29 protein-coding genes and 1 pseudogene are annotated in these 26,157 nt (G+C 38.7%); 12 read left to right on the top strand and 18 right to left on the bottom strand.

The features are described 5' to 3' along the window. Positions 1-104 precede the first annotated feature (104 nt). Positions 105-509, bottom strand: coding sequence for a globin (locus V7121_RS11105; protein ID WP_335494367.1), 405 nt, complete (start codon positions 507-509; stop codon positions 105-107). An 85-nt stretch (positions 510-594) separates the two neighbouring features. Then, on the bottom strand, positions 595-1,089 hold the full coding sequence (locus V7121_RS11100) for a hypothetical protein (protein WP_335494369.1): 495 nt from the start codon (positions 1,087-1,089) through the stop codon (positions 595-597). 265 nt (positions 1,090-1,354) lie between these two features. Here V7121_RS11100 and V7121_RS11095 point away from each other — a divergent pair, with 265 nt between their 5' ends. Beyond that, positions 1,355-1,879, top strand: coding sequence for a DinB family protein (locus V7121_RS11095; RefSeq protein WP_335494371.1), 525 nt, complete (start codon positions 1,355-1,357; stop codon positions 1,877-1,879). A gap of 186 nt (positions 1,880-2,065) precedes the next feature. Further along, complete coding sequence (locus V7121_RS11090) at positions 2,066-2,491, top strand: VOC family protein (RefSeq protein WP_335494373.1); 426 nt, start codon at positions 2,066-2,068, stop codon at positions 2,489-2,491. 71 nt (positions 2,492-2,562) lie between these two features. Here V7121_RS11090 and V7121_RS11085 read toward each other — a convergent pair whose 3' ends face one another. The 3 genes from V7121_RS11085 to V7121_RS11075 form a co-directional block, all read right to left on the bottom strand. After that, a complete protein-coding gene (locus tag V7121_RS11085) occupies positions 2,563-3,168 on the bottom strand; it encodes an exonuclease domain-containing protein (protein ID WP_335494375.1) in 606 nt (201 codons plus the stop codon). A gap of 92 nt (positions 3,169-3,260) precedes the next feature. After that, positions 3,261-3,833 (bottom strand): TetR/AcrR family transcriptional regulator, encoded by a 573-nt coding sequence (locus V7121_RS11080; RefSeq protein ID WP_335494377.1) that lies wholly within the window; start codon positions 3,831-3,833, stop codon positions 3,261-3,263. A gap of 5 nt (positions 3,834-3,838) precedes the next feature. Then, positions 3,839-4,555, bottom strand: coding sequence for an MBL fold metallo-hydrolase (locus V7121_RS11075; RefSeq protein WP_335494378.1), 717 nt, complete (start codon positions 4,553-4,555; stop codon positions 3,839-3,841). A 259-nt stretch (positions 4,556-4,814) separates the two neighbouring features. Between V7121_RS11075 and V7121_RS11070 the strand changes: the two genes are divergently transcribed. Continuing rightward, positions 4,815-5,321, top strand: a complete 507-nt coding sequence (locus V7121_RS11070) for a DoxX family membrane protein (protein ID WP_335494380.1) — start codon at positions 4,815-4,817, stop codon at positions 5,319-5,321. 65 nt (positions 5,322-5,386) lie between these two features. Here the strand turns inward: V7121_RS11070 and V7121_RS11065 are convergent, their stop codons facing one another. Then, positions 5,387-5,608, bottom strand: coding sequence for a hypothetical protein (locus V7121_RS11065; RefSeq protein WP_335494382.1), 222 nt, complete (start codon positions 5,606-5,608; stop codon positions 5,387-5,389). A gap of 213 nt (positions 5,609-5,821) precedes the next feature. Here V7121_RS11065 and V7121_RS11060 point away from each other — a divergent pair, with 213 nt between their 5' ends. Further along, positions 5,822-6,310 (top strand): nucleoside deaminase, encoded by a 489-nt coding sequence (locus V7121_RS11060; protein ID WP_335494384.1) that lies wholly within the window; start codon positions 5,822-5,824, stop codon positions 6,308-6,310. A gap of 263 nt (positions 6,311-6,573) precedes the next feature. Here V7121_RS11060 and V7121_RS11055 read toward each other — a convergent pair whose 3' ends face one another. Beyond that, positions 6,574-6,705, bottom strand: coding sequence for a hypothetical protein (locus V7121_RS11055; RefSeq protein ID WP_335494385.1), 132 nt, complete (start codon positions 6,703-6,705; stop codon positions 6,574-6,576). Positions 6,706-6,884: 179 nt separating this feature from the next. Continuing rightward, positions 6,885-8,516 carry a M4 family metallopeptidase gene (locus tag V7121_RS11050; protein ID WP_335494387.1) on the bottom strand — a complete coding sequence of 544 codons (1,632 nt, stop codon included), beginning with the start codon at positions 8,514-8,516 and terminating at the stop codon, positions 6,885-6,887. Between the two features lie 349 nt (positions 8,517-8,865). Here V7121_RS11050 and V7121_RS11045 point away from each other — a divergent pair, with 349 nt between their 5' ends. Further along, complete coding sequence (locus V7121_RS11045; RefSeq protein ID WP_335494389.1) at positions 8,866-9,486, top strand: DUF6944 family repetitive protein; 621 nt, start codon at positions 8,866-8,868, stop codon at positions 9,484-9,486. Between the two features lie 55 nt (positions 9,487-9,541). Here the strand turns inward: V7121_RS11045 and V7121_RS11040 are convergent, their stop codons facing one another. Next, positions 9,542-10,786 carry an MFS transporter gene (locus V7121_RS11040; protein ID WP_335494391.1) on the bottom strand — a complete coding sequence of 415 codons (1,245 nt, stop codon included), beginning with the start codon at positions 10,784-10,786 and terminating at the stop codon, positions 9,542-9,544. A gap of 496 nt (positions 10,787-11,282) precedes the next feature. After that, positions 11,283-12,308 (bottom strand): alpha/beta hydrolase, encoded by a 1,026-nt coding sequence (locus V7121_RS11035; protein ID WP_335494393.1) that lies wholly within the window; start codon positions 12,306-12,308, stop codon positions 11,283-11,285. 159 nt (positions 12,309-12,467) lie between these two features. On the opposite strand from V7121_RS11035, the gene V7121_RS11030 reads away from it, so the two are divergent. Beyond that, positions 12,468-13,241: an alpha/beta hydrolase gene (locus tag V7121_RS11030; RefSeq protein ID WP_335494395.1), complete on the top strand. Its 774-nt coding sequence runs from the start codon at positions 12,468-12,470 to the stop codon at positions 13,239-13,241. A 41-nt stretch (positions 13,242-13,282) separates the two neighbouring features. Here V7121_RS11030 and V7121_RS11025 read toward each other — a convergent pair whose 3' ends face one another. Then, positions 13,283-13,738, bottom strand: a complete 456-nt coding sequence (locus V7121_RS11025; protein ID WP_335546569.1) for a DUF2269 family protein — start codon at positions 13,736-13,738, stop codon at positions 13,283-13,285. A gap of 151 nt (positions 13,739-13,889) precedes the next feature. Here V7121_RS11025 and V7121_RS11020 point away from each other — a divergent pair, with 151 nt between their 5' ends. Further along, positions 13,890-14,117: a hypothetical protein gene (locus V7121_RS11020; protein WP_335494399.1), complete on the top strand. Its 228-nt coding sequence runs from the start codon at positions 13,890-13,892 to the stop codon at positions 14,115-14,117. A 77-nt stretch (positions 14,118-14,194) separates the two neighbouring features. Here the strand turns inward: V7121_RS11020 and V7121_RS11015 are convergent, their stop codons facing one another. The 3 genes and pseudogenes from V7121_RS11015 to V7121_RS11005 all read right to left on the bottom strand — a co-directional run. Continuing rightward, complete coding sequence (locus V7121_RS11015; protein ID WP_335494400.1) at positions 14,195-15,613, bottom strand: tetratricopeptide repeat protein; 1,419 nt, start codon at positions 15,611-15,613, stop codon at positions 14,195-14,197. 113 nt (positions 15,614-15,726) lie between these two features. Beyond that, the gene (locus V7121_RS11010; RefSeq protein WP_335494456.1) at positions 15,727-16,299 is read right to left on the bottom strand and encodes a GNAT family N-acetyltransferase; all 573 of its coding nucleotides are present in this window, start codon (positions 16,297-16,299) and stop codon (positions 15,727-15,729) included. A 21-nt stretch (positions 16,300-16,320) separates the two neighbouring features. After that, positions 16,321-16,785, bottom strand: a pseudogene (locus V7121_RS11005) (GNAT family N-acetyltransferase); the annotation flags it as partial. A 108-nt stretch (positions 16,786-16,893) separates the two neighbouring features. Between V7121_RS11005 and V7121_RS11000 the strand changes: the two are divergent. Continuing rightward, positions 16,894-17,235 carry a YqzG/YhdC family protein gene (locus tag V7121_RS11000; protein WP_335494401.1) on the top strand — a complete coding sequence of 114 codons (342 nt, stop codon included), beginning with the start codon at positions 16,894-16,896 and terminating at the stop codon, positions 17,233-17,235. An 18-nt stretch (positions 17,236-17,253) separates the two neighbouring features. On the opposite strand, the gene V7121_RS10995 is transcribed toward V7121_RS11000, so the two are convergent. Beyond that, the gene (locus tag V7121_RS10995; RefSeq protein ID WP_335494403.1) at positions 17,254-17,961 is read right to left on the bottom strand and encodes an MOSC domain-containing protein; all 708 of its coding nucleotides are present in this window, start codon (positions 17,959-17,961) and stop codon (positions 17,254-17,256) included. 232 nt (positions 17,962-18,193) lie between these two features. Here V7121_RS10995 and V7121_RS10990 point away from each other — a divergent pair, with 232 nt between their 5' ends. The 4 genes from V7121_RS10990 to gnd all read left to right on the top strand — a co-directional run bounded on the left by V7121_RS10990 (position 18,194) and on the right by gnd (position 23,386). Next, the gene (locus V7121_RS10990; protein ID WP_335494405.1) at positions 18,194-18,928 is read left to right on the top strand and encodes a GntR family transcriptional regulator; all 735 of its coding nucleotides are present in this window, start codon (positions 18,194-18,196) and stop codon (positions 18,926-18,928) included. Further along, the gene (gene gntK, locus V7121_RS10985; protein WP_335494407.1) at positions 18,925-20,469 is read left to right on the top strand and encodes a gluconokinase; all 1,545 of its coding nucleotides are present in this window, start codon (positions 18,925-18,927) and stop codon (positions 20,467-20,469) included. Before V7121_RS10990 ends, gntK begins: the two co-directional genes overlap by 4 nt. A 23-nt stretch (positions 20,470-20,492) precedes the next feature. Beyond that, positions 20,493-21,839 (top strand): GntP family permease, encoded by a 1,347-nt coding sequence (locus tag V7121_RS10980; protein WP_335494409.1) that lies wholly within the window; start codon positions 20,493-20,495, stop codon positions 21,837-21,839. A gap of 143 nt (positions 21,840-21,982) precedes the next feature. Then, positions 21,983-23,386, top strand: a complete 1,404-nt coding sequence (gene gnd / locus V7121_RS10975; protein ID WP_335494411.1) for a decarboxylating NADP(+)-dependent phosphogluconate dehydrogenase — start codon at positions 21,983-21,985, stop codon at positions 23,384-23,386. 63 nt (positions 23,387-23,449) lie between these two features. Here the strand turns inward: gnd and V7121_RS10970 are convergent, their stop codons facing one another. The 3 genes from V7121_RS10970 to cysW all read right to left on the bottom strand — a co-directional run bounded on the left by V7121_RS10970 (position 23,450) and on the right by cysW (position 26,109). Continuing rightward, on the bottom strand, positions 23,450-23,935 hold the full coding sequence (locus tag V7121_RS10970; RefSeq protein WP_335494413.1) for an HIT family protein: 486 nt from the start codon (positions 23,933-23,935) through the stop codon (positions 23,450-23,452). A 211-nt stretch (positions 23,936-24,146) separates the two neighbouring features. After that, a complete protein-coding gene (locus V7121_RS10965) occupies positions 24,147-25,217 on the bottom strand; it encodes a sulfate/molybdate ABC transporter ATP-binding protein (RefSeq protein ID WP_335494415.1) in 1,071 nt (356 codons plus the stop codon). 1 nt (position 25,218) lies between these two features. Beyond that, positions 25,219-26,109, bottom strand: a complete 891-nt coding sequence (cysW, locus tag V7121_RS10960) for a sulfate ABC transporter permease subunit CysW (protein WP_335494417.1) — start codon at positions 26,107-26,109, stop codon at positions 25,219-25,221. Positions 26,110-26,157 lie beyond the last annotated feature (48 nt).

Raw genomic sequence — 26,157 nt, 5'->3', positions numbered from 1 at the left:
ATATATCCACAATTAAATAATTTATAATTTCCTATACAATAAAAATCCTCACCCAGCGATGAATGGATGAGGATTGATTGATTGATTGTATAATTTGGAAGGGATTATTCCCGGTCAGGGCTATTGATCATAATTCCAGCCACTTGGGTTAAACGGTCATAAAACGCAAGTCCAGCAGGTTGTTGGTCAAGTCCAATTTCTTCAAATGCTTCTTTCATGCAGCGTAGCCAGCATTTTGCCCTTCTTGGCGTTACTTCGAATGGGAGATGCCGGTGCTGCATGGCAGGCGGTCCAAATTCCTGACTGTAAAGGGCAGGACCTCCTAAAAATTGCGGGAGAAACATCCGCTGTTTGCGTTTAATTTCTTCCATATCCCCTTCAAACAATGGTCTTAATTCTGGGTCCGCATATACGCGCGGGTAAAAAGCATTCACTAGTTTATCAATCGTTTCCTGCCCGCCAATTTCCGCATAAAGCGACTTAAAATTATATTCCAATTTTCTCACCATCCACTTTCTATTTATCCCCTATTTTTGATTATTATAGAGATAAATTGGATGTCTTTTCGTGATTTAAATCACTATTACTGGAAAATCAAAAAATCCCAATGAATTTTTGAAGAAGAGATTTAGGTTTTTTTCGCAATTTATCCGCCGAGCTTTGAAGTCCGTACATGAGCACTGATTTACCCATAAATAAAAGGACCATTTGGTAAGGTCTTAGTCTAACAAGAGAGGCAATTCCTAGTCTTTTTAAAATAAACATTCCTGGATATGCAAAAAGAGTATCAAAGATTAAATTTAAAAAAAGGTAACGAAAAAAATTACCAAACGTCCATTTTAAGATCCATAATGAACCGACAAAAAATGGACCCAGCATGAAGGGCAATTCACCGATTACTTTAGGATTAATCCTTTCATAAATCCTCCACCATACTCTTTTTTTGGCGAGAATACTTTCAACACCTACCCAGACAAACATAAATAAAGCTCCTGGATATAGACGCTTCATTGTTCGTTTACCAATGAAGGGCATCGATAACCAAGGAAGTATCATAATCACGAGTAAAATCATTTTATTTTTTCTCATAATGTGCCAATCCTTTTTCTTTTTAGAATGCACAAATTTTGGAAAAAGTATTTATGATTTTTTTAAGATATTTTTTTCTTGAAATTGGAATTACCTCATTCGTTTTATAAAAAGATATTTGCTACCGAACTGTCTGTACAAGTAATTGGAATGTCATGTTTATTTTTATTAGTTTTGACCAACTATTTACCATTTGTGGTAAGATTATTGATGGTTATTATCCGAAAATTCAATCTTATTTGCGAATTAGAAGGGAGCTAATGCAATGTTACAACGCCCATTAGACAGTGAGTACCCCGAATATTACAAACCATATGTAAATCTCGTTCCGGATGGGAATTTAATCTCTATTTTGAAGGAGAATCTAGTAAAGTCAATTGAGCTTTTTGAGTCGTTATCGGAAGAAGACGGTCACTTTCGTTATGCCGATCATAAATGGTGCATTCAAGAAGTTCTTGGCCATATGGCAGATACAGAAAGAATCATGAGCTACCGATTGCTCCGTGTTGGACGCGGGGACCAGACACCTTTAGCTGGTTTTAACGAGAACGATTATGTTCAAGGTTCACAAGTTAATAAATTACCAATAAAAAGTATTCTCGAAGACTTTATTTCAGCAAGAAAGGCAACTCTAACTTTAATTCAAAATATGCCGGACCAAGCTTGGACAAATATCGGTTTTGCCAATAACACGGAAGTCACTGCCCGTGCCCTCGGCTACATCATTGCAGGCCACGCACTCCACCATTATAAAATTATTACGGATAGATACTTACCATTGTTGAAATGAACTAAAATGAAGCCCATGAGATTATTTTATCTTACGGGCTTCATTTTAGTTGCGAACAAATGTTCCTTGTATTATAATGGAAATATCGGTAATAATTAAGTAGTGGGACGCTAAATTTAGATTGTCCATACCTTAGATCCGATTGAGGATATTAAAAAAATATTTTTTATAGAGGAGAGATTGATAATGACATTACGTTTGATTCCCTATTTTGTAATGAATGGAAATGCGAAGGAAGCAATTCAATTTTATGAAAAGACTTTAGATGCACAAGTTCTTTTTTCACAATCTTTTGGGGAAATGCCAGAAAACCCTGATTTCCCACTCCCTGCCGAAGCAAAAGACCGTATCAGCCATGCGACCATTAAAGTGGGCGAAACGGAATTAATGTTTTCTGATACATTCCCTGGCCAGCCACACCAAAGTGGAAATCAAGTGACCATCTGTATTTCAACTAACGACAAAGACCAGGCACATAAGTTTTTCGAAGCTCTTCAGCAAGACGGTCAAGTAACCATGCCGCTTCAAGAGACATTTTTCAGCCCAGCATACGGCAGCGTAATAGATAAATTCGGAATAAACTTCCAAATTTTCACTGAGGGCCGACAATAGATCATTACATACAAGAAGTAACCCGGTCTCATTTGCGACCGGGTTTTTATATATCGATTCATTTCATTAATTTAACCCATTTTTGTTCGTGAAACAGCTGGCTGATATTTTCTCATTGGCGCCTTGTCTAGCACTTCTTGCAGATAAAAGTTCCCATTTGGACTTGTTTTCTTGAGCAACTCCAACAAGTATGTAATATCATCAAGAGCTCTATGTGTTTGATAGTTTGTAATGTTGTGTGCTTGTAAAAGGGTGAGTAATTTCCCATTAGGAAAACCGTAATTTTTCCATGGGATGTTTCTCATCGTGCAATACCATTTCAGATCGTTGACTTCCGGATACATTTGATATAGAAAACTACGGTCAAAGGAAGCATTGTGAGCGAAGACCGAATCAGCGCGATGAAAATACGTTTTTATTTTTGAATCATGAAAACTTTTCCCTTGAACTAACTCATATGGAATTCCATGTACTCGGTAGGCTGTGTCATAATTGTTCCTAGCTGAACGGGACATGGGCTCACGTAAAAAAGAGTCTTCTTCGATAATATCGAGCACTTCACCGGTGTCTGCTCGATAAGAGAACAACTTTAAAGCGAGCTCGATTACTTCATCCTTGGTAGGACCTAGTCCGGTTGTCTCAACATCTAATACTAAACCCAATTTTTCTGATCTCATCTTCATGATCATCCTTTAATAAGTAAACTTTATCCCATTATACCAAAGCTAGTCATGGGACTCTATCTCCAAAATGTCCCTTTGCTTCTACATTAATCCCCATGCTCCATCCCAGTGAGTAATGCCTTAATACTAATAAATAGGCTCTCATTCAAATCCAATGACATTTTGAAACCGCCTTTTTGCTCTAGAGCGGAAAATCCGTGCAAAATACTTCGCAAGCCCCTGACGGCATGCAGGGCACGCTCCCCTTCTAATTGATACGCCTGCAAGATGCGGACAGACAGGTCAACGATTTTCGCTCCTGCTTGCTGGACATCTACATCTTCTGGATTGGGGGCAAGCAATGTCGCTTCATACATACCAGGGTGCCTGCGGGCAAAATCTACATAAGCCTGACTTACCGCCAGCACGGTTTCGGTACCTGACACTCCATCCGCAGCATTAGCCATAGCTTCATAAAGCTTATCGATTCCGTAAATCGCCAATTTTTTCCGTAAGCCCGACAGTCCGTCAAAATGATTATATAAGGAAGGCGGACGAATCCCCAGTTTCTTCGCCAAGTTGGCCAGGGTAACTGCATTTACTCCATGTTCGTCGGCAAGCTTCCCTGCTGCTTCGATAATAAATGATAGTTCGAGACCAATCTTTGGTCTTGGTGACATAATAATTAACTCCTCACCCTAATTTTTCGTTCCAGATTTTTGATAGCCTTCTCCATTTCGTTAACAGGATTCAATACCATCTCACCATGTCCTACCGCAAGTAGCTCTGGTTGGCAGCCAACTAATTTCCGTGCACTCGTTAATGCAGTTTCTTTACTCCATGTACCAAAGGCTGGGAATGGAAACCACGGAACAATATCCCCCGCAACGGCCATTCCACCTCGTGTCTGAAAGGCATCCCCAGCAATCAGTGCTTTTGTCCGTAAATCTAAAAAGGACATGGATCCTGGCGTATGTCCTGGTGTTTCAATTGCAGTTAACGAACCAATCACATCTCCTTCTTTCAATAATATATTGGCACTTGTTTTTAATTTTTTAGGAACCCCGCCTTTTATGGGCAATTGAACCTCGTGCGAATCGAGCGAGCGGTCGCCATTCATTAGTCTGTGGTCGCGCTGCGAAATATAAACCGGTACTTCAGGCAGCAGTTCTTTTAAGGAATCTAGTGCTCCGACATGGTCCTCATGAGCATGAGTCAAAACAATCTTAGTAATTGGCTTTCCAATCGTTTCCGCTGCCTTCATAATGCCCTTTGTACAAAAACCTAAGGCTGCATCAATCAGCGTTAATCCATCCGTTTCCTCCACCAAATAACAGTTGACTGGAAAAACACTCGCCATAAAGGTAACTTGATACAAATGCTTATTATTGATGACCCTCATCAGATCCCTCTCCCTTAAACTAATAGTATTAGTTTTATATTAACTAACACCATTAGTTTAATCAACCTTTTTTTGGAAAAAGTTAAAAAATGGGTCCAGAGGCACGATAATCATTCAAAAGATTTTCGTTAATAAAATGTTCACATCTTTTTTACGATTATGTGAAATAGTGAACAATTTACCCTAATTTCAAAATAAGTTTGTTATAGTATGAATGTGGTTAACAAATCAATAAATTATTTAATAGGGAGTGTTTCAAATGGTAGTAAATTGGTTAAGAGAAAATAAATTTGCCGCAGGAATTTTAACAGTTCTTCGCTTATATATGGGGTATTCTTGGATAACTGCAGGGTATCACAAATTAACAGGCGGTTTCGACGCATCTGGATTTTTAAAAGGGGTAATTGCTAATCCCGTAAAAGGACCTGATGGCAGCGTTGTTTACGGCTGGTACGTAGATTTCTTACAACATTTCGCATTACCAAACGTTGATATCTTTAACACAATCGTTCCTTTAGGTGAATTTTTAGTAGGACTAGGACTTCTTCTTGGATGTTTAACAACTGCTGCAATGTTCTTTGGTCTAGTGATGAACTTCGCGTTCTTCTTAGCTGGAACGGTATCTCATATTCCAACCGATCTTTTCATCGGAGCTATTATTCTATTCTCTGGTTATAATGCTGGACGTATTGGTCTAGACCGTTGGGTAATTCCATTCATCCGCAAAACTGCATTCGGAAATAAAACAGTAAAACAAAACGGATAAGCCTTGCAAAAAGGCGACTCAATCAAAATGATTGAGTCGCCTTTTTTTATTTGAAGAAATGATTCTCAATAGCTATTATCCTCATTTAAGCTTTCCTTGTTTTGGTACCAATTAGTTACCTGTGTAAGGATGGCAAACATGAAAAAGAAGTTCATGGCCCAGACATTAATGAACGGAGTTAATCCACCAAATTCGATTGTTTCAAGACCTTTAAACTTCATCACAATCATTGATTCTAGAAAAATAAGCACAAAACCAGCAACACCAGCCACCGCAGCTCTAATCATCACGTTTCCCTCCAAATGTTTGCATTTTAATTTATGTACGTTATTAAAGTTGTAATTTTGACAATTTCGTGAACATCTATATTCTTATTATATTGCAAATGTTAATTTAAACAACAATCAATTTTAAAAAGATTATTGTTTTCTTTTTATGCTTCACTATTGTCAAATATCTGCTATTTTAATAGTAAAGAAGATGATAAGGCGGGGAGTTATTTGATAACCAATTTTAATGAACTGGATCATTCAATTTTTATGAAGGAGGCATTAAAAGAGGCAGAAGAGGCTGGAAAACGCGGGGACCGGCCGATTGGAACCATTATTGTCCACAATGGGACCATCATTTCGCGCGGATCTAATCGAATTAATACTATGGATAGTGAGCTCGCACATGCTGAAATCAATGCAATGAATCAATGTGCGTCCTATTTACGAAAACATGCTAGAGAATGTATTCTTTATACAACCGTTGAGCCCTGCATGATGTGCCTTACTACCATAGCGCTTGCCAATATTCGCAATGTTGTCTTCTCTGTTGAGGATAAATACATGGATATGGCACATTTCATTGATTCAAACTCTTATCTTAAAAAAAGACTCCATCACTATCAGGGTGGTATCTTGAGTGACGAATCAGCAAACCTTTTGAAGAAGTACTCATCATTTATGGCTGAAGTCGTATTAAATGGGCGCAAACCATCTTAACATACAAGTTTTTTAAAAATCTTCACAACTTCCACATAAGTTCAATATAACTTCTACACAAGTTTTTCATATTATAAAGACAAGTTAATATGGAAATGGTTCAAAGAGCTCATTTCTTAAAACTTCCCATAATTTTGATTGGTGCTGACACCAATCTATTTTTTTTGCCTCCAGACCGAGATTATCAACAATCTATCATCTTCACAATTTCCACACAAGTTCCCCCTAAGTTCTACACAAGTTTTTCATATTATTAAGTCAAGTTAATACGGAAATGGTTCAAAGAACTCATTTCTTAAAACTTCCCATAATTTTGATTGGTGCTGACACCAATCTATTTTTTTTGCCTTCAATCCGATTTTCTTCAAAGAATTATCCATCTTCATATCTTCCACATAAGTTCCACCTAAGTTCTTCACAAGTATTATTTATTATAAAGGTAACTTATTTAGGAAATGGTTCGAAGAGCTCATTTCTTAAAACTTCCCATTTTGGATTGGTGCCCTGCACCAATCTATTTTTTTTGCCCATAAAAAGGTCAGCCATCAGATTTTTTGATGGCTGACCTTTTTTCTTAGTTAACTCCTACCTGAGTCCATGCGGATTTCACGGCATTGTATTGTGTGCTGCCGGAGCCATAAAGGTCAGCTGCTGCAGCAAGGAGAGCGGCACGAGCACCACTAAAATTACTTGTCGGAGTCAGATAAACTGTAAGTGCACGATAGTAGATCTTTTCAGCGACGGCTGTCCCGAGGCTTGAAATCGTTAAATAGGCTGCTTTGTTCGGAATACCGCTGTTTGTATGAACCCCTCCATTATCAGAGGTTGTATTGACATAACCGCTCATCGTCGATGGCTGTCCATAAAGTTCAGGGTTAGATAGACTGCGGAGAGCATCGCCAGCTTTATTAGGTGTGTACACATCTTCACCCATTAAATAATCCCCTTTATCAAGGAATACGCCGAATGTGTCAGAAATCGACTCATTTAAGGCACCTGATTGGTATTGATATTCTAACCCTGCTGTTCTTTCTGTAACCGCATGGGTTAATTCGTGAGCCACTACATCAAGTGCACCAGACAAGGAGCGGAAGGTTGTTCCATCGCCGTCTCCATAAACCATTTGTGACCCATTCCAGAAGGCGTTGTTGTAATTTCTTCCATAGTGAACAGTCGAGCGAAGTGTCGCACCGTTATTATCAAAACTATTTCGATTAAACGTATTTTTATAATAATCATAGACCACACCAGCATAATAGTGCGCGTCTACATCGGCCCGCTGTGATGTGGCGTTGAAATTATTATCAGGGTCAACAGAGTAGTTACCAGGTAATCGAGATTGATTTGCTGCCGTTCTTGTTTCAATAACACCCGTCATCGGTTTTGTAGTATCATATAAATAGTAAGTTCCGCTAGAGTAATAGGTGTTAATCGTTTTTGTATCCCCTAACACACCAACCCCTGTACCATCAGCAACCGCATTATAGGATTTTAAAATTGTGCCATCTACCGCATCCACATAGACGACCCAGTTGGCAGGGTATGGCTGGATAAATTGAAGGTTGGTTTTATAAGCTAGATTAAATTGATCTCCATTTTTAAGGACAACCAATTCTGCCTTTTCAACGGTATCTTCTACCTTTTTACCAGCAGGGCCCGCTTCAGCATTAGTTAAGGTTTCCGCTTTCGTTACGTTAATAGATTTCCAAGATTGATTAAGTGCGGCATCCTTTGATAGCTGGGCTTTCAGGGCACCTTTGAAATAGGAGGATGCTTCTGGGAACACGTCTCCATTTACTGCCGTAACGAATCCATTTTTATCGGTATGAACCTTAAACTTTGCCCCATCCACCGGAATCCCCTGTACCGATTGGACAAAATTATAATGTTTGCTGCCTAGTTCATCTGTCTTAACATCTAGTAAGGTTAAATCTTTAGCTGTATCTAATTGATAAAGCTCCTTATTTTCTTTTAAAAATTGCTTAATGGCATCTTTATCTTTATAAGCTTTGGTAGATAACTTTCCATGGACGAAGGATGGGACCTTTTGTCCTTGTTTCCATTGAACCTTTACATCCTGACCAAACTGTGATGCATCTTTCTGAACCGTAACATTATACGGCACAGTTTTTGCCGCAGCCGTAATCGGCAGTACAGACCCCACTGTTAATCCCAACGCTAATACAAGTGACGTTCTCTTTTTCATCTCCAACCGCCTCCTAATTAAATGATAACTCTTTCGAATTTTCAAAATAATCATAACACAGCATCTCTATGAGGATAATTGGGAAAATGTAAGGGACAAGGTGTCAGGTACCAGCAAAAAACAACTGATTCTATTAAAAATATCAACGCCGCTTTCAGTTTTTCATTGGGAAAAATTAATCTACTATTTTATCGATGATAAATTTTTGTGTCACTTTTTTGTTTAAATGACGCAGCTGTCACAAAATACATTCTATAGGAATTAATAAGATAAACTTTCTTAATTTGTTAACGCTCTTTCCCATCTTTGAATATAATTTACCGATAATCATGAAATGATGGTAGATAATATGGACAATCAAACGAAAAGAATCTTTGGCGCTGGGTTATCAGCCTTAGGAACCGTTGTCGCCGCGATAGGAAGTACACCTACAATCATCGAAAGTATATATTTACGAAGAGACATAAGTTTGGTGGGTAACATTTTACAGGCCTCAGGTAATTCCCTTCAAGCAGAGGCAGAGGAGGGATTGCCATTTGAAAAGGTTGGAAATGAAATCCAAGCAGTAGGAAATACCACCGTCGCCGCTGGTATTGTCCTTAATGTTGATGAAGAAACGGAAACACGATTAATTATTACAGGGAATTGGATACAAGCACTTGGTGGTGCAACCGCTATCGGAGAGTTATTGGAGGAAAGTCCTAATGCAGGTTTTCCTTTTCATGTTATAGGAAACATACTGCAGGTAATTGGAAATTCGATGCAAGCACTTAGCGGCGGAATTGAACTCGTAGGAGATGGCGAGGCGACTCTGAATCCGAACGAAGTAAATGATAGAGAAACTTTAGAAGTGAATGGAAGCTGGATCCAAGCTGTCGGCTCGGTCCTAACTCTTCTAGGAGTAATAAAAGAAACGGAAGAGATTGAAGTCTCCACACCATTATTATCCAATAATAACGAGGGAGAGTAATGTTTTCAAAATAAAAAAGTTGCTCTGCTAAAGAGCAACTTTCTGTAATATATACTCAAATTTCCTCACTCTTATTTAAAATAGAAACAGGTTGTTTAAAGAGAGGTATTAAGACGATTACCCCTATGATGAAAAGCAGGGCTGAAGCTTCGTACATGGTGACAAGTGAAAATGTTTTCTTCAACCACCCACTTGCACTCATTGTAATAACCATAGTCCCCATAAACATCGGATTTAAAATCCCATTAACCCTTCCAATAAAGGCTTCATCTGTATTTTTCAAAATCATTGTATTAATACCGATGTGAATACAAGGCATGAACAAACCGCTAATAAACTGTGCAGTTAATGTCAGCCACAGCTGCTCTGACAGACCCATCACCAAAAATCCAAGTGCACTGGCACTCATTCCAATTGCAAGCAGGATTTGTGGAGGAGTCTTTTTTGCTAACCCCATCGTGAGGCCCCCGCCTAAAATCATCCCCGCACCAAATGCCGCCATCAACCATTGGAGCGTCTCCTTTGGTAAACCAAGTCGTTCTGTAATCAGGAAAACAGAAAGTGGCTGCGTCAGCCCCAGCCCTAAACCAGCTGCAGCAAAACATCCACCGAGCAATGTTAATGCCCTACTGTTCCATACATAGCCGAAACCGGCCTTCATTTCTTCCAAAAGTGTGGATTTCACTGGGCTTTCCTCAAGCTCCCGATCAGGTGGAAGCATAAATAAAATGACTGCCGAAAGAATAAAAGCAATCCCCATAATCGCAATTGCAGCATTGATCCCGTAATGCTGAAAGACAAAGGTACCGATAACAGGTCCTAAAATCATAAACAAGGCAAACACAGTTTGGTACATCGACATACCCATCTGTATCAGTTCTTCTTTTACATGAAGCTTGAAAAGTTTCATTCCAGAAGGCTGTGAAAACTGTGATAGAATCGATGACACCAGTGTAGCGAAGAAAATTACCTTCCAACTGCCAAATACAAGTGTAAGCAACACAATAAATATTGACACGGCGCTAAGGAAGTCACACCATATCATGGTCCGTTTCGGGCGCCATCTGTCAGCAAAGGTGCCTCCAATAAAGGAAAAGAGAAAAATAGGTGCGAACTCCGCAACGGAAATCAGCGAGACCGCTACGGGATCTTCGTTGGTCTGCTCAATCACAAATAATAAAATCGAATAGTTTCGTACCCAAATCCCAACCTGTAAAAATAACGTTGAGAGTAAAATGGTACGAATGACACGATTTCTAAATAAGTCCCCCATGGTAATGCTGTCTTTTGTTTCTTCCATAAAAAAACCTCCTCATCCAGTTATCTGGATAGGAGGTACTTCGAAACAATAGGATACAGTACACCAAAACTGTATACTCCTATTGTCTAAAAAAGCCCGCACTAAACCTATCCAGAAATTTGTCCGTTTTATCATCCGAATCGTTTTCTTTTTAATAGGTTTAGTGATTCATTGGCTTTTTGGTCACCCTTTCAATTATCGTATTTTCCATACTACTTGATTCAACTCGAAGAATCAATAGCGAACTTTGTCAGTGTTGTTTACCAATGAGATCTTCACCTGGACCTAAAAAATTAAAATCCCTTCTTGAAGCTTTCAAAGACTCTTGGCGCCGAACTTTCAACTTTCATCTAAGTATTCTTCTATTAGTTTAGGTAAATCCCTCAAATTCTAAACTCAAAGAATGATAAAAAAGTGGTAAGCAGTATTCTTTAAAAGTAAAATTAAGAGACTAGATCGACGCAAAGATAGAAATTCGTCTAGTCTCCAAATGAGATTATTTGGTATTAACCAACTCTTTATGTTTAGGAACACGTTCATCCAATAGAGGTGTGTGTTTTTCTTTTATCTTGACACATTCCTCGTAAAACTTCTGTGGTTCCTCAAAATTAGGTAGATGAGCTGACTGTTCAAACAAAATAAACCCTTTATGTGGACAGTCCAGATTATCAAAATATTGATTAGCTAATTGAGTCGGTGTTTGATAATCCTGTTTCCCAGCAAAAATATAGACAGGGACTTCTATCTGAAGCGGATCTTTTAAAAAATCGATGGTTAATACTTGTGACCACATTGATTCTAATGAAAATCTACTAGCCTTCATGTAAGTAAACCAATCTTTGAACGTATATTCATTCGCAGAAAACATATTAGAATAAATGAGCTGATAATCCGTTATTCCAATAGCCGATCCGCCAAACTTGGACAGCCATTTTCTTTGGACGAGTAAATAATTCAGATCAGAGGGATTATAGTCAAGCAAAGTTAACTCCTTAAATGCTTTCTCATTTTTTAGTTCCTTTGCCTTGTTTAATGTATACTCATAGGAAATTTTTTCGCCCTTTTCCATATGTGCCACTTGACCAATCCCTATATAACTATGAATATATTGCGGAAATCTTTGGGCTGTTAACGTTCCTAGTACCGTTCCCCACGAATGCCCCACTAGAAATAATTTTGATTGATTGAATCGTTTTAAAAGATATTTAATCAACTGAACGGCATCATGGAGCATACTCTCAATAGTCATTTCTTCCTTTTTCAGTGTAGGTGAATAAGAAATGCCCGCACCTTTTTGGTCCCAATTGACAACAAGGAAATCTTTTTCTAAGTTCCGCTGAAATTTTGGGGCAAAACCGATTTGAGCCGTTCCTGGACCCCCATGCAGGAATAACATGATTGGATTTTCAATGTTCTCTCCTCTCATCAAGACAAACTGTTTGGTTCCTCCGAGGAAAACTTCCTCTAATGCAGCAATCGATCCAAACTTACTCACAATCTTTCTTGTTTTTCTCGCAAACATTTATCTCCCCCCCATGTGCCAATCTAATCAATCCAATATTCCTATATATTCCAACCATATTATACAGGGCAATTCAAATTTTCGAAATAAAAGGTAACGAATTTAAAGAAAATTATGGTAAATTTTTATTATAAAAATTAAGAATGTAGGTGGACAACCGTGTTAGAAAAATTCCCTGTATATATGAACTCATTTAAGCAAGAAAGACTGATTAGGGTATACCTGCCTAGATGCTATAGTGTTGAAAACAAACGATTCCCAGTCTTGTATATGCATGACGGACAAAATGTTTTCGAAGATGAAGGGGCCATTAAAGGAGTATCATTGGGAATGAAAGATTACTTAGATCAAACAGGCCTTGAGATTATTGTGGTTGCAATTGATCTAAATCCTGAAGGGGAAGAACGAGTCAACGAATACTGCCCATGGGTGAATGGCGATATAAGCAAACAAATCTTAGGTTATGCTAGTCCATCGGGTGGCCGTGGTGGGGAATATATTGATTTTATTGTTCATGAACTGAAACCATTAATTGATGAGAAATACCGTACTCTGGTAAATCATACATCAATGGCTGGGATATCATTAGGTGGATTAATCTCGACATATGCCGCCTGCCGCTATCCGCATATTTTCAGAAGAATTGCTGCTTTATCTCCGGGATTTTATCGTAATCAAGAAGAAATTGAAAAATTAATAAGAAACTCCGACTTATCTGAAATTGAAAAGTTTTACATGGACTTTGGAACAAAAGAACTCGGTGATGATGAAGAGATGCACCAAGTTTTTCTTGACCTTACTAATCGTGTAAATCAGATATTGAACGAAAAGGTAACCGATTTTAACTTTCAACTCATAGAGGATGCGGAACATGCATATCCATTCTTTAGACAAAGAATTCCAGCCGTACTATCCTACTTATTTTCAGAATAAAGACAAAGGTGTCAGGTACCATGTTGGTACCTGACACCTTTTTAGAATGGCTTTAAGATCATCAGGGCGATGATGATTAGGAATATTATATTTTCAAGGTTTTCAAAACGAAAAAGAATTTTGGATAACTTCCAATATTCCTCAGGAATCTCTTCGCCTTGATGAGATTCTAGTAGTGTTTTCACAGGTTTGGATCTAGGTGATAGAACAAGGGGACCGATAGCAAGGGCTGCCAAAAAGAGCAGCAGACTAGTTACATACCATCCCATCTGAAATAGGCTTGGGTTGAGGAAACCCATTCCTACCCCAGTGAGTAATAACAGGGTACCGCCAATAATAACAAAAATATGCAGCCTATGTCTGATCCGATAGGAATGCCTTAATTCCGTCATGTTTTTCCCCGATTTCACCACTGTTGTTAAGATGAAACCCGGCCCCATCCCCAAGATAGCCGAAAAAATATGTATAAAAACAAGGATTTTATAGAAAGTAATCATGCCTGCCAACCTCCATTCACTCCAATCCCATTTTATCATATTCTTATTTAATATATTAAAGTGAAATATAGTAGTTTTTATGGCTCTGTTGAATAACAAATTTTTATAAGTTAACCCTATTACGTAAATAGAATTTTAAAGGAGCATTTCCATGAAACCTTATCAAATTTCCAATATGATAATTGATGATGATTCATATGACCAGGAAGAAGTGACTGTTGATTTTACCTATGAAGATCAAAATTACAGTATTACCTTTAAGAAGGGTGATCTTGAATTAGTTAATGCGTGGGTTTTTACGAATGGTACTTCCCTGCCAGCTAATTTATCCGAGAATATTATTGAACTTATCAGAGAGGATATTAAGAAACGCATCTAGTCAGCTTTTAGTTTACTGACAAAACATATTAAGGTCATCAGATAATTTCTGATGACCTTTTTTGCGAATATTAACCATCAGCCAGTTTCTTGATTCCTTTTTAATAAGGCATACACCTTTTGATAGGCTGCTGCCTCCTGTACCATGCCCTTTGATTGATACATTTTACTGATTTTTCGAACAGGAGAAGGATTTTGCGGCTGTAGTTCCATCTCCCAATAAAAACATTCAATGGCCTGGTCGAATTGTTTAAACTCCGCATAATAGTCGCCCAATTCCATCATCCGATCGGGATTCTCTACCATGCTAACCATTTCACTAATTTTTCGGAACGCATCAAGTCCTGGGATGATCTTTTGGATCGGCATTAGCCGTCCATGAACCGTTTTAAGATCATGCTCTTTAAGCAGAATTTCAGCAAATTGGAAGACTTTTTGCTCCATTTGCTTCGTCTTTTCCTCATGTGGAAGGTGCTGCAATAACTTAACAAATTGATCAAAATGAGCAATGGCAAATGTCGGGTCGGATTGTTCCCATATTAATTGTAGAAGGGCATTATAGGAAGCAGGCAAATCATCGATAAAGTTTAATAAGCAGAAGGCCGCTTTCTCATAATTGCCTGCTTGAAGCATTTTTTTGATGGTGGACTTTGAATCTGGAAGAGCTTGAAAGGGATTGATGTTGAGCTGGGCTAAAATCAGTATCCATTCTTCCATCGTCACAAAACGCAAAGCCATGCTCGTATACGTTACAATGGATGGAGTTTCGCCCAATTTTTCCACATTTTCTAACCATAATAATAACGCAATTAAATCGTCCTGTTTACTCAGGATATCTGCTAATAATACTCTTTCATCTGAATTGGTTCGATTCTGGAAGCAGTGCATTTCAACATAGAGAGGGTCCTTGGTTAGGATTGCCGTTAAGCTGGAGGAATCATAAAAATGATGGTAAGATGCAAATTCGTGTGAGGCTAACCGTTCTTGTGCAGACTTTAATTCTGGAGCGAATTTAACTAACAGTTGGAGGACTTGAAAGGATTTCAGAAATTTACCATTTCTTCTTAAGTGGAAATAGATCTTGTCAATTATCTTAATCAGTTGTTCCCTTTCAATAAAGGAGTCAAGTGTGGTCAGAATATAGACTATTTCCTGTGGTGAGTATTGAAGTTGGAGTTGAGAAAGTAAGGTACTTTTATTCGGGATCGTAACGATGTTCTCGGGGATTAACGCTCGTAAAATTGGATGGGGTGTTTCAATAACAATGCCTTCATGAATAGCCTTATTAATAAATGTTCCTTCTTCTACATGGTCAAGCTTCCCGCCAAATATCAAGGAATTTTTATAAAAAATAAGATAATAGCTTTCCAAGTCTGCAGTACTGACTACTATTACCTTACTTCGTGCAAATACCGCTGTCCTGATTGCATTTCCTTTTACCGTATGTTTTTTATCTTTTATCGATATTTCGGTTGGCATCATTTGTGTATTATCCATTTTTCCCTTGCCCCCAATCAAATAATTCCCTCATGACCTTATTATAACATAAATGAAAAAAGAGGTCCTTTACATAGAGGACCCCCTCCTTCGCTTTTAGCCGCGATACCCCCCTATTCCGTCGGGTTAATCCTCGCCAAAACCTGATGGTCTTCCCATTTTCCGTTGATTTTGACATTTTTCACAGCCAAACCTTCTTTATGAAATCCAGATTTTTCCAACACACGAATAGAGCCGATATTATGAGGCATGACGCCCGCCTCTATCCGGTGTAGCCTCAATTTTTTAAATGCATAATCGACTAGAAGTTTTACAGCCTCTGTTGTATAGCCTTTTCCATTATGCTTTTTATCTAAAAAATATCCGATGAACGCACTTTGAAGGGAACCCCTTAAAACATGAAAAAGATTTATCGTCCCAATTAATTGGCCCTCACATTTAAATATTCCAAACATATAGCTTTGGTCATTTATGCTATCTTCTTCATAAATCTTTATCCGTTCACGCTGGGCTTCAACCGTATAGAATTCTTCATCGCGCTCCATTGAAAACTTTTCGAAAAAATGCCGATTGTCTAATTGTAATTGAAGAAGTGATAGCGCATCTTCTCCGGACAATGGTCTGATATAGATGTTTTCACCTTTGAGACTTGCCTCTTCCTTAGCTGATTTCAAATGCAACACCATATGTTCATCATGATAGGAGACACCATTTACTTTAAAGGCATTTTCCTCATAGCCATAAACTTGAAAACCTAGTTTATGATAAAGTTGTTTCGCTTTTTCATTACTTGCCATTACTGATAAATTTATTTTTTCAATTGCTTTAATCGTTTTGGCTTTATTAATGGCTTCTGTCATTAACGCTTTCCCGACGCCTAAGCCTTGTTTATTCGGTGTAACATACATAGCATATATATTAGCTCGATGCTGAATTTTTTCCGCCCTTTCGTGAAGTAAGGTGACTACCCCAATCAGTGAACCGTTTTCAAATGCTCCAAATGTATAATTTCCTTCTGTGGTAAAGTTTCGTGCAACTTGGTCAATCGGGTTTTCCCGTTTGATAGCATCTTCATAACTCGTTAAGAATGCCTCCGGATTTTGCTTTAGTGCTTCCAGTCTTAGCGTCCAATAGATTTCTGCGTCAGTTTCAGTAAGTAATTTAATATCCATATTATTCTCCTCGCCCAGATGAATCATCGTCAAAATTTAACATTAATATATAATCATAAAAAATGGCTCAAATTGAAATGATAAGAGTAAAAACAAAGAGGGTATATCATGAAAAAACTTTTCATTGGTTTATTCGTTAGCACGTTTGTCTTCACAGGATATTTTAGTCCACTTCCAGCCATGAATAGCGCCTTGGCTCAACATAAACCGATTCCACCCTATGCGAAGTGGGGGACTCTAGCATTACAGAAAACTCATGAAAAATATCCACATGCCAAAATAGTGGATTATCTTCACATCGGTAGAATCAAAGGGCCGCAAACGTCTACCGAAAGATTCAAGCTTTGGTTAAAAGATAACAATAAAGAATTCGGTGTTTTCGTTAATATCGAATTTAATAATGAAACAGAAAAGCTCGTTAAGATCACTTTTCAGGAGACACCGAGATAAATAAGCGGCGATTCAAAATCACTCATTGGGTCCAAAAACCCTGCTTCGAATATCTGGGGTTTCCATCGTCTGGGCTCTTCTGGCCAAGGTATCCCTCATCCCTGGTGCAAGTAATTCACATTCGGACAGTTCACGTACTTCCTCAAAATTTGGTTGCTTTGCATGAATCACTTGATTACATTTCAGAATGGTCCACTGTGGATAGGGGCGTTCGACTAAAGTAAACGTCTGCCCTTTCTCGACATTACCCTCTTGCAGCACTCGAAAATACCAGCCTGTTTTTCCGGTATTTTGTAGTAACAGCGCCAAGGTCTTGACTTTAAATCGTCGCGCTGGTTTCCAGCATGGCTGCCTTGGCTGTGAAACTTGAATAACGGCCTCCCCGACTTGGAACGTGTCGCCAATTGAAATCATCCCTTCAGTAAGGTGCTCCATAACAAAATTTTCACCCATTCCGCCCGCTGAAATCTCAGTAATCCCCAATTCCTTTTGCCAATAGGTATAATTTTCGAGCGCATAAGCAAAGACTGCCTTTTCCGGTCCTCCATGATGTTCTGTGGCCCATTGTCCATCACCAGCTAACCCCGTTTTCCCGACCCAGACAGGCCCTTGGACGGGTTCTTTAAAAATAGCACTAGTCCATTCGCGTTCCATTGGATTTTTTGCCTCTTTCAATCCAACTGTTTTCGGCAAACCTACAAAGACTTGGTTTAAAAAAATGCTCATTTGAATTTCCCCCTAAAAGTAAATGCCATTATTTTCATTTGCAACAACATTGACTCTCTTTCTTAAACTTATATTTAATAGACTTTATTTGCGAATTTTTTATTAAATTCGTTAAGAATATTTAATCTACCTTCCTATCATCTCATTAATCTTTAAAAAAGCGCTTGCATTTTTTAAAATTCATTCTATAATACTTGTATACAAGTATACTTGATTAACAAGAGGTGAGTTTATGGCTGAATCAAGGGAATTTCTATTTCCTGAAAAAATGCTTTTAAAAGCTGGCGCTGGTGAGCGTATTGCATGCGAGCTTAGAATGCGGATTATTTCAGGCATGATTGAAAGCGGTACCATATTATCTGAAAATAAATTAGCAGCTGATTTTGCTGTGAGTAGATCACCGATTCGTGAAGCTTTAAAAGTACTAGCATCCGAAAATATTATTCGATTAGAAAGAATGGGTGCAGTTGTCGTTGGTTTAACAGAAAAAGAAATACAAGAGATTTATGATGTTCGTCTGCTAATTGAAACGTATGTGTTTGAACGCCTTTTAAAAATGGACACAAATCAACTTTCAAAAGAACTTAGTAAAATTTTAGAAATGATGAATGTCGCGATAAAATATCGCGATGCTGACGAATTTGCCCTCCAGGATGTTTTATTCCATGAAACAATTATCGGTTCCATTAATCATTCCTACATCCTGATGATTTGGAATAATATAAAACCTGTTATGGAATGCTTAATTCTTTTATCGATGCGTATGCGTATAGCTGAAGAGTATGAGGACTTTACAAGGGTAATTAAAAATCATGAGATTTATATTGAAGCGATAGAATCAAAAGATAGAGCCCTCATGATTGAATCTCTACATCTAAACTTTGATGATGTTCAAGTTCAAGAAAAAGTAGAAGACCTTTGGAGGTCTCAACAAATGCTATCTAAAGGAGCAGTTCAAGAAAAATGACTAGCTACATGTTAGGTATAGACATCGGTACGACAAGTACCAAAGCAGTATTATTTACTGAAAAAGGCGAAGTCATCCAACAAGAGAATATTGGTTACCCACTCTACACACCTGATATTTCGACAGCTGAACAAGACCCGGAAGAAATCTTTACGGCTGTCGTACAGGCAATTTCGAAGATCACGAAACATCATCCGCAAAAAGAGATTTCATTTATTTCTTTTAGCAGTGCAATGCATAGTCTGATTGCAATGGATGAAAATGACCAACCGCTTACCGCTTGTATTACATGGGCAGATAATCGCAGTGAAGCGTGGACCCATAAAATAAAAAATGAATTAAATGGACATGAAGTGTACAAACGGACAGGAACGCCAATTCACCCCATGTCACCATTAAGTAAAATTACTTGGATTGTCAATGAACGTCCCGAAATAGCTGAAAAAGCAAAAAAATATATCGGGATAAAGGAATATATCTTTAAAAAGTTTTTTGACCAGTATGTGGTCGATCATTCGCTTGCTTCAGCTATGTGTATGATGGATCTCAAAAAACTTGATTGGGATCAAGAAGCCTTAAACATCGCCGGTATTTCAAGTGAACAATTATCTAGGCTCGTATCAACAACTGAAATTTTTACCAACTGCAATCCAGAATTAGCAAAACAAATGGGGATTGATCCACAAACTCCCTTTGTGATTGGTGCCAGTGATGGTGTCCTTTCCAATCTAGGTGTAAATGCCATTCGAAAAGGTGAGATCGCGGTTACCGTTGGGACAAGCGGTGCCATTCGCACGATTATTGACCAGCCACAAACTGATGAAAAAGGGCGGATTTTTTGCTACGCATTAACTGAAAAACATTGGGTTATTGGCGGGCCAGTAAACAATGGTGGGATGGTCTTCCGCTGGATCCGCGATGAATTTGCCGCATCCGAGGTTGAAACTGCCAAAAGATTAGGTATTGATCCATATGAAGTCCTAACTAAGATCGCAGAAGGTGTAAAACCAGGGTCCGATGGATTGTTATTTCATCCATACCTAGCAGGAGAACGAGCACCCTTATGGAATCCAGACGTGCGCGGCTCATTTTTCGGCTTAACAATGGCGCATAAGAAAGAACATATGATTCGTGCAGCCCTTGAAGGTGTGATTTACAATTTATATACCGTATTTTTAGCATTACTTGAATGCATGGAAGGGCCTGTGACCCGTATCCAAGCAACAGGTGGATTCGCTCGATCAGATGTATGGCGTCAAATGATGTCCGATATCTTTGACTTAGAAGTAGTTGTGCCGGAAAGTTACGAAAGTTCTTGTTTAGGTGCTTGTATTTTAGGCCTTTATGCCACAGGCAAAATCGAATCATTTGATGTTGTTTCTGAAATGGTTGGAAGTACCCACAAACATACACCTAAAGAAGCGGCAGCAATTGAGTATAGACAATTACTGCCAATCTTTATTAACTTATCAAGAGTTTTAGAAGAAGATTATACACGGATTGCCAATTATCAAAGGGGATTAATTAATAAAAATATATAATTGAATTTTTGGGGGAAATAAAAATGCCATTAGTCATCGTAGCAATAGGGATTGTAGCATTACTTATATTGATCATGGGCCTTAAATTGAACACCTTTGTTTCACTTATCGTCGTCTCATTCGGAGTTGCTATCGCACTTGGGATGAAATTAGATGAAATCATTGCAACTATTGAAGCTGGATTAGGCGGAACACTAGGACATATAGCATTAATCTTTGGACTTGGTGCAATGCTGGGTAAATTAATTGCAGATTCAGGAGGCGCGCAGCGGATTGCGATGACTCTGGTTAATAAATTTGGCGAAAAAAATATTCAGTGGGCTGTAGTGGCTGCTTCATTCATTATTGGAATCGCTTTATTTTTCGAAGTGGGACTTGTTTTATTAATTCCAATTGTATTTGCTATTTCTAGACAATTAAAGGTTTCTATTCTCTACCTTGGTATTCCAATGACAGCAGCTTTATCGGTTACACACGGCTTTTTACCGCCGCATCCGGGACCAACCACCATTGCAGGCGAATATGGCGCAGATCTAGGCCAAGTATTACTTTACGGTTTCATTATTTCCATTCCAACAGTCTATATTGCTGGACCTTTATTTACAAAGCTTGCTAAAAAAATGGTCCCTCAATCATTTGCGAAAACTGGGAATATTGCTTCTTTAGGTGAACAAAAAACATTCAAACTCGAAGACACTCCAGGTTTTGGAATCAGTGTGTTTACCGCAATGCTTCCTGTTATATTAATGTCGATTGCTACCATTATTACGTTACTTCAAAAAACAATCGGATTTGCAGATAATAATTTACTAGCTATCATCCGTTTTGTTGGCGGTGCATCTCCTGCCATGGTCATCTCTTTATTGTTCGCTATATATACAATGGGATTGGCAAGAAATATTCCAATTAAAACAGTGATGGATTCTTGTTCTACAGCCATCTCACATATTGGAATGATGCTGTTAATTATCGGCGGCGGCGGTGCCTTCAAACAAGTATTAATTAATGGCCATGTAGGTGACTATGTAGCCGAATTATTTAAAGGAACTTCCATTTCACCGATTCTACTAGCATGGATCATTGCAGCAATTTTACGTATTTCATTAGGTTCTGCTACTGTTGCTGCTTTAACCACTGCAGGTTTAGTTATTCCGATGTTGGGTCAGACAGATGTCAACCTTGCATTAGTCGTTCTTGCCACTGGAGCTGGTAGTTTAATTGCATCACACGTTAATGATGCTGGTTTCTGGATGTTTAAAGAGTATTTCGGTTTAAGCATGAAGGAAACATTCGCAACATGGACATTACTTGAGACAATTATTTCCGTTTGTGGATTAGGATTTATTCTATTACTAAGCTTATTCGTTTAAGATGAATATCCAACAGTGGGCGGTATTAAATACCCCCACTGTTGGTCGTTAAGTTAAGGCAGTATCCCCCTCTTATGCTTAGAATTCGCTAATGAGGTAGATTTACTGCCCTTTCAAATTTTTATAAAGGAGAAGTATGTATAATGAACAATACAATCGGAGTTATTGGTTTAGGCGTAATGGGCAGCAACATTGCCCTAAATATGGCAAACAACGGTGAAAAAGTAGCAGTCTATAATTACACAAGAGATTTAACAGATAAACTTTTACATAGAATTGAAGGTCAACAAATCAATCCTTACTACGACGTGCAGAAATTTGTGCAGTCCTTGGCAACTCCTCGAAAAATTTTTCTAATGGTAACCGCTGGAGCAGCAATAGATTCCGTCATTTCTTCGTTAGTTCCTTTTCTTGAGCCAAGTGATATTATCATGGACGGCGGCAACTCCCATTACGAAGATACAGCCCGAAGATATGACGTTTTGAAGTCTAAAGGAATTGATTATTTAGGGATTGGTATTTCGGGTGGAGAAGTTGGCGCTTTAAATGGACCTTCTATCATGCCGGGCGGTGATAGAGAAGTGTATGAAAAAGTAGCGCCAATTCTCACGAAAATAGCTGCCCAAGTGGACGGAACGCCATGTTGTACGTATATTGGTCCAAAAGGTGCAGGGCATTTTGTGAAAATGGTTCATAATGGAATTGAATATGCTGATATGCAATTAATCACTGAAGCTTATTCATTTTTAAGGGATAGATTGCAGTTATCAGTCAATGAAATTGCTGATAACTTTGACACTTGGAATCAGGGTGAGCTGAAAAGTTACCTTATCGAAATTACAGCAGAAATTTTAAAGAAAAAGGATGATAAAACGGGCTTACCACTGATCGATGTCATCCTCGATAAGGTAGGTCAAAAAGGAACAGGTAAATGGACAAGTATGCAAGCCATTGATAACGGGATTCCCCTCTCCATTATTACGGAGTCATTGTTCTCCCGTTATGTATCTGCTTTAAAAGACGAACGTGTCATTGCGGAAGAAATATTAGCTGGACCGAAAATGGAGCAGCGGGAATTAGATAAGGATGCGTGGATTGAATACGTTAGACAAGCATTATATATGGGCAAGGTGTGTGCCTACGCCCAAGGGTTTACACAATATAAGATGACTTCTGACCTTTATGACTGGAATTTGCCTTTAGAGGAGATTGCGCTTATTTTCCGCGGTGGCTGTATCATTCGCGCTGAGTTTTTAAATGGAATAAGCGCAGCTTATCAATCACAAGCAAATCTGACGAATTTATTAATCGCACCATTTTTTGCAGAAAAAGTTAAGGAGTATCAATCGGGGTTGAGAAAAATAGTATGCGAGGGGATTAATTCTGGCATCTCCTTCCCATGTTTAAGTACTTCATTATCTTATTTCGATAGTTTTCGAACGGCCCGTTCGAACGCCAGCCTTTTACAGGCGCAACGCGATTATTTTGGTGCCCATACGTATGAACGAATTGATATGGAAGGTGTTTTTCACACAGATTGGAATTGATGGTTTTAAGCCGATTTTCAACCAAAAAAGGCCGTGCTCATAAATGAGTCGGCCTTTTAAATTTTATTTATTTAACTCTATCGTCAATAACTTAATTGATTCTAGCACTTCTTTGAGATTTTCCTCATGATTCATTTTATTTCTAGCATGGAGTAATACTGGCCGAACCGATTCAACCGAACGTCCAAAGTCGTTCATCCATTCATAACGCGGGACCATCCAGGTGTGAAAATGGTGGGTGGTATCTTCATTATAAAAATAATAAACATGTTCGATTCCTAAGACTTCCCTTTGAGCTATTCTAATTTTGGTTAGAATATTTATGTATTCCGACCTCTCCTCTTCAGTCAATTCATCCAGACATTTAATATGCCGTTTTGATGCTAGGATGATTAATCCCTTGATCGGGTAGGCTACATCCTGATGTGCATGGAAAAATTCTGTTTCGAGGACAACACCTCCATCAGGCTCAATCAATCCACTTGTTAACGCACAGCTTAAACATTCCACCTCGACTGTATTTCCATTGGATAAGGTTATTTTTCTCAATTACGTTCCCCCCTCTAAATAATATCTGAAAGTAATTTTATAGAACCTTCCAATTAAAAACTATCCTAAATATCAGAAATTCCCAACTTTTAATCAATGATAACACGCAAAAACGAGCTTGAAACTCAAGCTCGTCTTTTTATTTTCATACTAATCAATCATGGTGTAATAATCATGGTGGTGTCAGGTACCGCTCGTGGACACATTTCCACTAAATGGAATAATCCTGAGGGATAAAGACCTTTAGTTGTTTTGGTTTTACAAACACTTCTTCTCCAGCTTTTAGATTGAGGTTTCGGAAGTGTTCTTTTGTTACTTCCACTTCTAGGTATTCGCCATTATCGTTACGAATCAGTTCCAGTTGTACGATGGCTCCAACTAAATGAATATAGTTAATTTTTGCAGAAACTGAATCCAAGCTTGCTTCTCTTTCGATTCCAATGTCATGCGGCCGCACGTAACCGACTGCTTCTGTATTCACTGTCCCTGAAAATTCAGGTGCATCGACTTCAAAATCACCATGGCGCAATTTCCCCTTATGAAGACGCCCTTTAAACAAATTAACATTCCCTAGAAAGTGATAAACAAACGGACTGTTAGGATTTTCATAGACTTCTTCTGGAGTGCCAATTTGCTCAATCTTTCCTTCATTCATCACGACGACTCGGTCGGCAACATCTAGCGCCTCTTCTTGGTCGTGTGTTACAAAAATGCTCGTAATCTGGTAATCATCATGAAGTTTCCTCAGCCATCTGCGAAGATCCTTCCGAACCTTGGCATCCAATGCCCCAAATGGTTCATCCAACAGAAGTACTTTGGGCTCAACCGCTAATGCTCTCGCCAATGCTACCCTCTGCCGCTGGCCGCCTGACAAATGAGATGGGTACCGATCGGCAAATGCCTCTAATTTTACTAAACTAAGTAATTCCATCACCTTTTCTTTGATCTCCACTTTGGAAGGACGTGATTTTCTTGGCCTTACTTTTAACCCATACGCCACATTATCAAACACAGTCATATGACGAAATAAAGCATAATGCTGAAAAACAAATCCAACCTTCCGTTCTTTTGTACTAATGTGGGTAATATCTTCTTCTCCAAATAGGATCGCTCCTTGATTGGCTGCTTCTAAACCAGCGATAATTCTTAGCAGTGAGGTCTTCCCTGAACCTGAAGGACCTAGCAGAGCAACGAGCTCTCCCGTTTGAATATCAAGATTAATTTGATCAAGGGCTTGGAAGTTTCCAAATGATTTTGAGATGTTTTGAATTTGAATGCTCATCCTAGTGTACCCCTTCTCCTGGTTCAAATGATTTTTTTACTTTCCATTCAATCACATTTTTCACAACTAAAGTGATAATGGCGAATAGTGACATTAAGGAAGCTACAGCAAAGGCGGCAGAAAATTGATATTCATTGTAAAGAATTTCAATATGGAGCGGCATGGTGTTGGTCATTCCACGAATGTGTCCGGAAACGACCGACACAGCTCCAAACTCACCAATAGCCCGTGCACTACAAAGGATAATCCCATAAAGGAGTCCCCATTTTATATTCGGCAAAGTCACCAGTAAAAAGGTCTTCCAGCCGCTCGCTCCTAATGTTAAGGAGGCTTCCTCATCGGTCGTGCCTTGCGTCTGCATGAGCGGAATTAATTCCCGAGCAACAAAGGGGAGCGTAACCAATAGCGTGGCCATGGCAATTCCTGGAACTGCGAAAATAATTTTGATATTATGGTCTATTAACCATGTCCCAAACAGGCCATGGGCGCTGAACAATAGAACAAACACTAATCCAGCGATTACCGGTGAGACAGCAAAGGGCAGATCAATAATCGTAATTAACAGACTTTTTCCTTTAAAATTGAACTTGGTAACCGCCCATGCCGCAGCCACACCAAAGATCGCATTAAGCGGCACGGTGATTAATGTAATCGTTAACGTTAACTTAATTGCCGATAAGGCATCAGGATTGCTAATTGCCTCCAGAAAAACAGCAATGCCTTTATCAAAGGCTTTTATGAAAATTGCCACTAGTGGCAAAACCAAAAACAAACCTAAAAACGCTAATGCTAGAGTGATTAGAATCCAGCGGACAAGCCGAGGCTCGGAATTGCGGGCTACGGTTTGCGATGATGTACTGGTTGAATATTGAATCGCGACATTTCCTGCCATATATACCTCCTTCTGGACCTAAAATTGATCCTTTTTAGATGATACAAA

This window comes from Neobacillus drentensis, from assembly GCF_036962125.1.
Taxonomy (GTDB): domain Bacteria; phylum Bacillota; class Bacilli; order Bacillales; family Cytobacillaceae; genus Neobacillus; species Neobacillus drentensis_B.
Note: the sequence above shows the minus strand (reverse complement) of the source record. Positions and strands in the feature narration are given on the sequence as shown.

What these genes read in the sequence shown, in the direction of transcription:
- V7121_RS11105 (WP_335494367.1), bottom strand. Translation starts at nt 509, where the DNA reads ATGGTGAGAAAATTGGAATATAATTTTAAGTCGCTTTATGCGGAAATT.
- V7121_RS11100 (WP_335494369.1), bottom strand. Translation starts at nt 1,089, where the DNA reads ATGAGAAAAAATAAAATGATTTTACTCGTGATTATGATACTTCCTTGG.
- V7121_RS11095 (WP_335494371.1), top strand. Translation starts at nt 1,355, where the DNA reads ATGTTACAACGCCCATTAGACAGTGAGTACCCCGAATATTACAAACCA.
- V7121_RS11090 (WP_335494373.1), top strand. Translation starts at nt 2,066, where the DNA reads ATGACATTACGTTTGATTCCCTATTTTGTAATGAATGGAAATGCGAAG.
- V7121_RS11085 (WP_335494375.1), bottom strand. Translation starts at nt 3,168, where the DNA reads ATGAGATCAGAAAAATTGGGTTTAGTATTAGATGTTGAGACAACCGGA.
- V7121_RS11080 (WP_335494377.1), bottom strand. Translation starts at nt 3,833, where the DNA reads ATGTCACCAAGACCAAAGATTGGTCTCGAACTATCATTTATTATCGAA.
- V7121_RS11075 (WP_335494378.1), bottom strand. Translation starts at nt 4,555, where the DNA reads ATGAGGGTCATCAATAATAAGCATTTGTATCAAGTTACCTTTATGGCG.
- V7121_RS11070 (WP_335494380.1), top strand. Translation starts at nt 4,815, where the DNA reads ATGGTAGTAAATTGGTTAAGAGAAAATAAATTTGCCGCAGGAATTTTA.
- V7121_RS11065 (WP_335494382.1), bottom strand. Translation starts at nt 5,608, where the DNA reads ATGATTAGAGCTGCGGTGGCTGGTGTTGCTGGTTTTGTGCTTATTTTT.
- V7121_RS11050 (WP_335494387.1), bottom strand. Translation starts at nt 8,516, where the DNA reads ATGAAAAAGAGAACGTCACTTGTATTAGCGTTGGGATTAACAGTGGGG.
- V7121_RS11045 (WP_335494389.1), top strand. Translation starts at nt 8,866, where the DNA reads ATGGACAATCAAACGAAAAGAATCTTTGGCGCTGGGTTATCAGCCTTA.
- V7121_RS11040 (WP_335494391.1), bottom strand. Translation starts at nt 10,786, where the DNA reads ATGGAAGAAACAAAAGACAGCATTACCATGGGGGACTTATTTAGAAAT.
- V7121_RS11035 (WP_335494393.1), bottom strand. Translation starts at nt 12,308, where the DNA reads ATGTTTGCGAGAAAAACAAGAAAGATTGTGAGTAAGTTTGGATCGATT.
- V7121_RS11025 (WP_335546569.1), bottom strand. Translation starts at nt 13,738, where the DNA reads ATGATTACTTTCTATAAAATCCTTGTTTTTATACATATTTTTTCGGCT.
- V7121_RS11020 (WP_335494399.1), top strand. Translation starts at nt 13,890, where the DNA reads ATGAAACCTTATCAAATTTCCAATATGATAATTGATGATGATTCATAT.
- V7121_RS11015 (WP_335494400.1), bottom strand. Translation starts at nt 15,613, where the DNA reads ATGGATAATACACAAATGATGCCAACCGAAATATCGATAAAAGATAAA.
- V7121_RS11010 (WP_335494456.1), bottom strand. Translation starts at nt 16,299, where the DNA reads ATGGTGTTGCATTTGAAATCAGCTAAGGAAGAGGCAAGTCTCAAAGGT.
- V7121_RS11000 (WP_335494401.1), top strand. Translation starts at nt 16,894, where the DNA reads ATGAAAAAACTTTTCATTGGTTTATTCGTTAGCACGTTTGTCTTCACA.
- V7121_RS10995 (WP_335494403.1), bottom strand. Translation starts at nt 17,961, where the DNA reads ATGAGCATTTTTTTAAACCAAGTCTTTGTAGGTTTGCCGAAAACAGTT.
- V7121_RS10990 (WP_335494405.1), top strand. Translation starts at nt 18,194, where the DNA reads ATGGCTGAATCAAGGGAATTTCTATTTCCTGAAAAAATGCTTTTAAAA.
- gntK (WP_335494407.1), top strand. Translation starts at nt 18,925, where the DNA reads ATGACTAGCTACATGTTAGGTATAGACATCGGTACGACAAGTACCAAA.
- V7121_RS10980 (WP_335494409.1), top strand. Translation starts at nt 20,493, where the DNA reads ATGCCATTAGTCATCGTAGCAATAGGGATTGTAGCATTACTTATATTG.
- gnd (WP_335494411.1), top strand. Translation starts at nt 21,983, where the DNA reads ATGAACAATACAATCGGAGTTATTGGTTTAGGCGTAATGGGCAGCAAC.
- V7121_RS10965 (WP_335494415.1), bottom strand. Translation starts at nt 25,217, where the DNA reads ATGAGCATTCAAATTCAAAACATCTCAAAATCATTTGGAAACTTCCAA.
- cysW (WP_335494417.1), bottom strand. Translation starts at nt 26,109, where the DNA reads ATGGCAGGAAATGTCGCGATTCAATATTCAACCAGTACATCATCGCAA.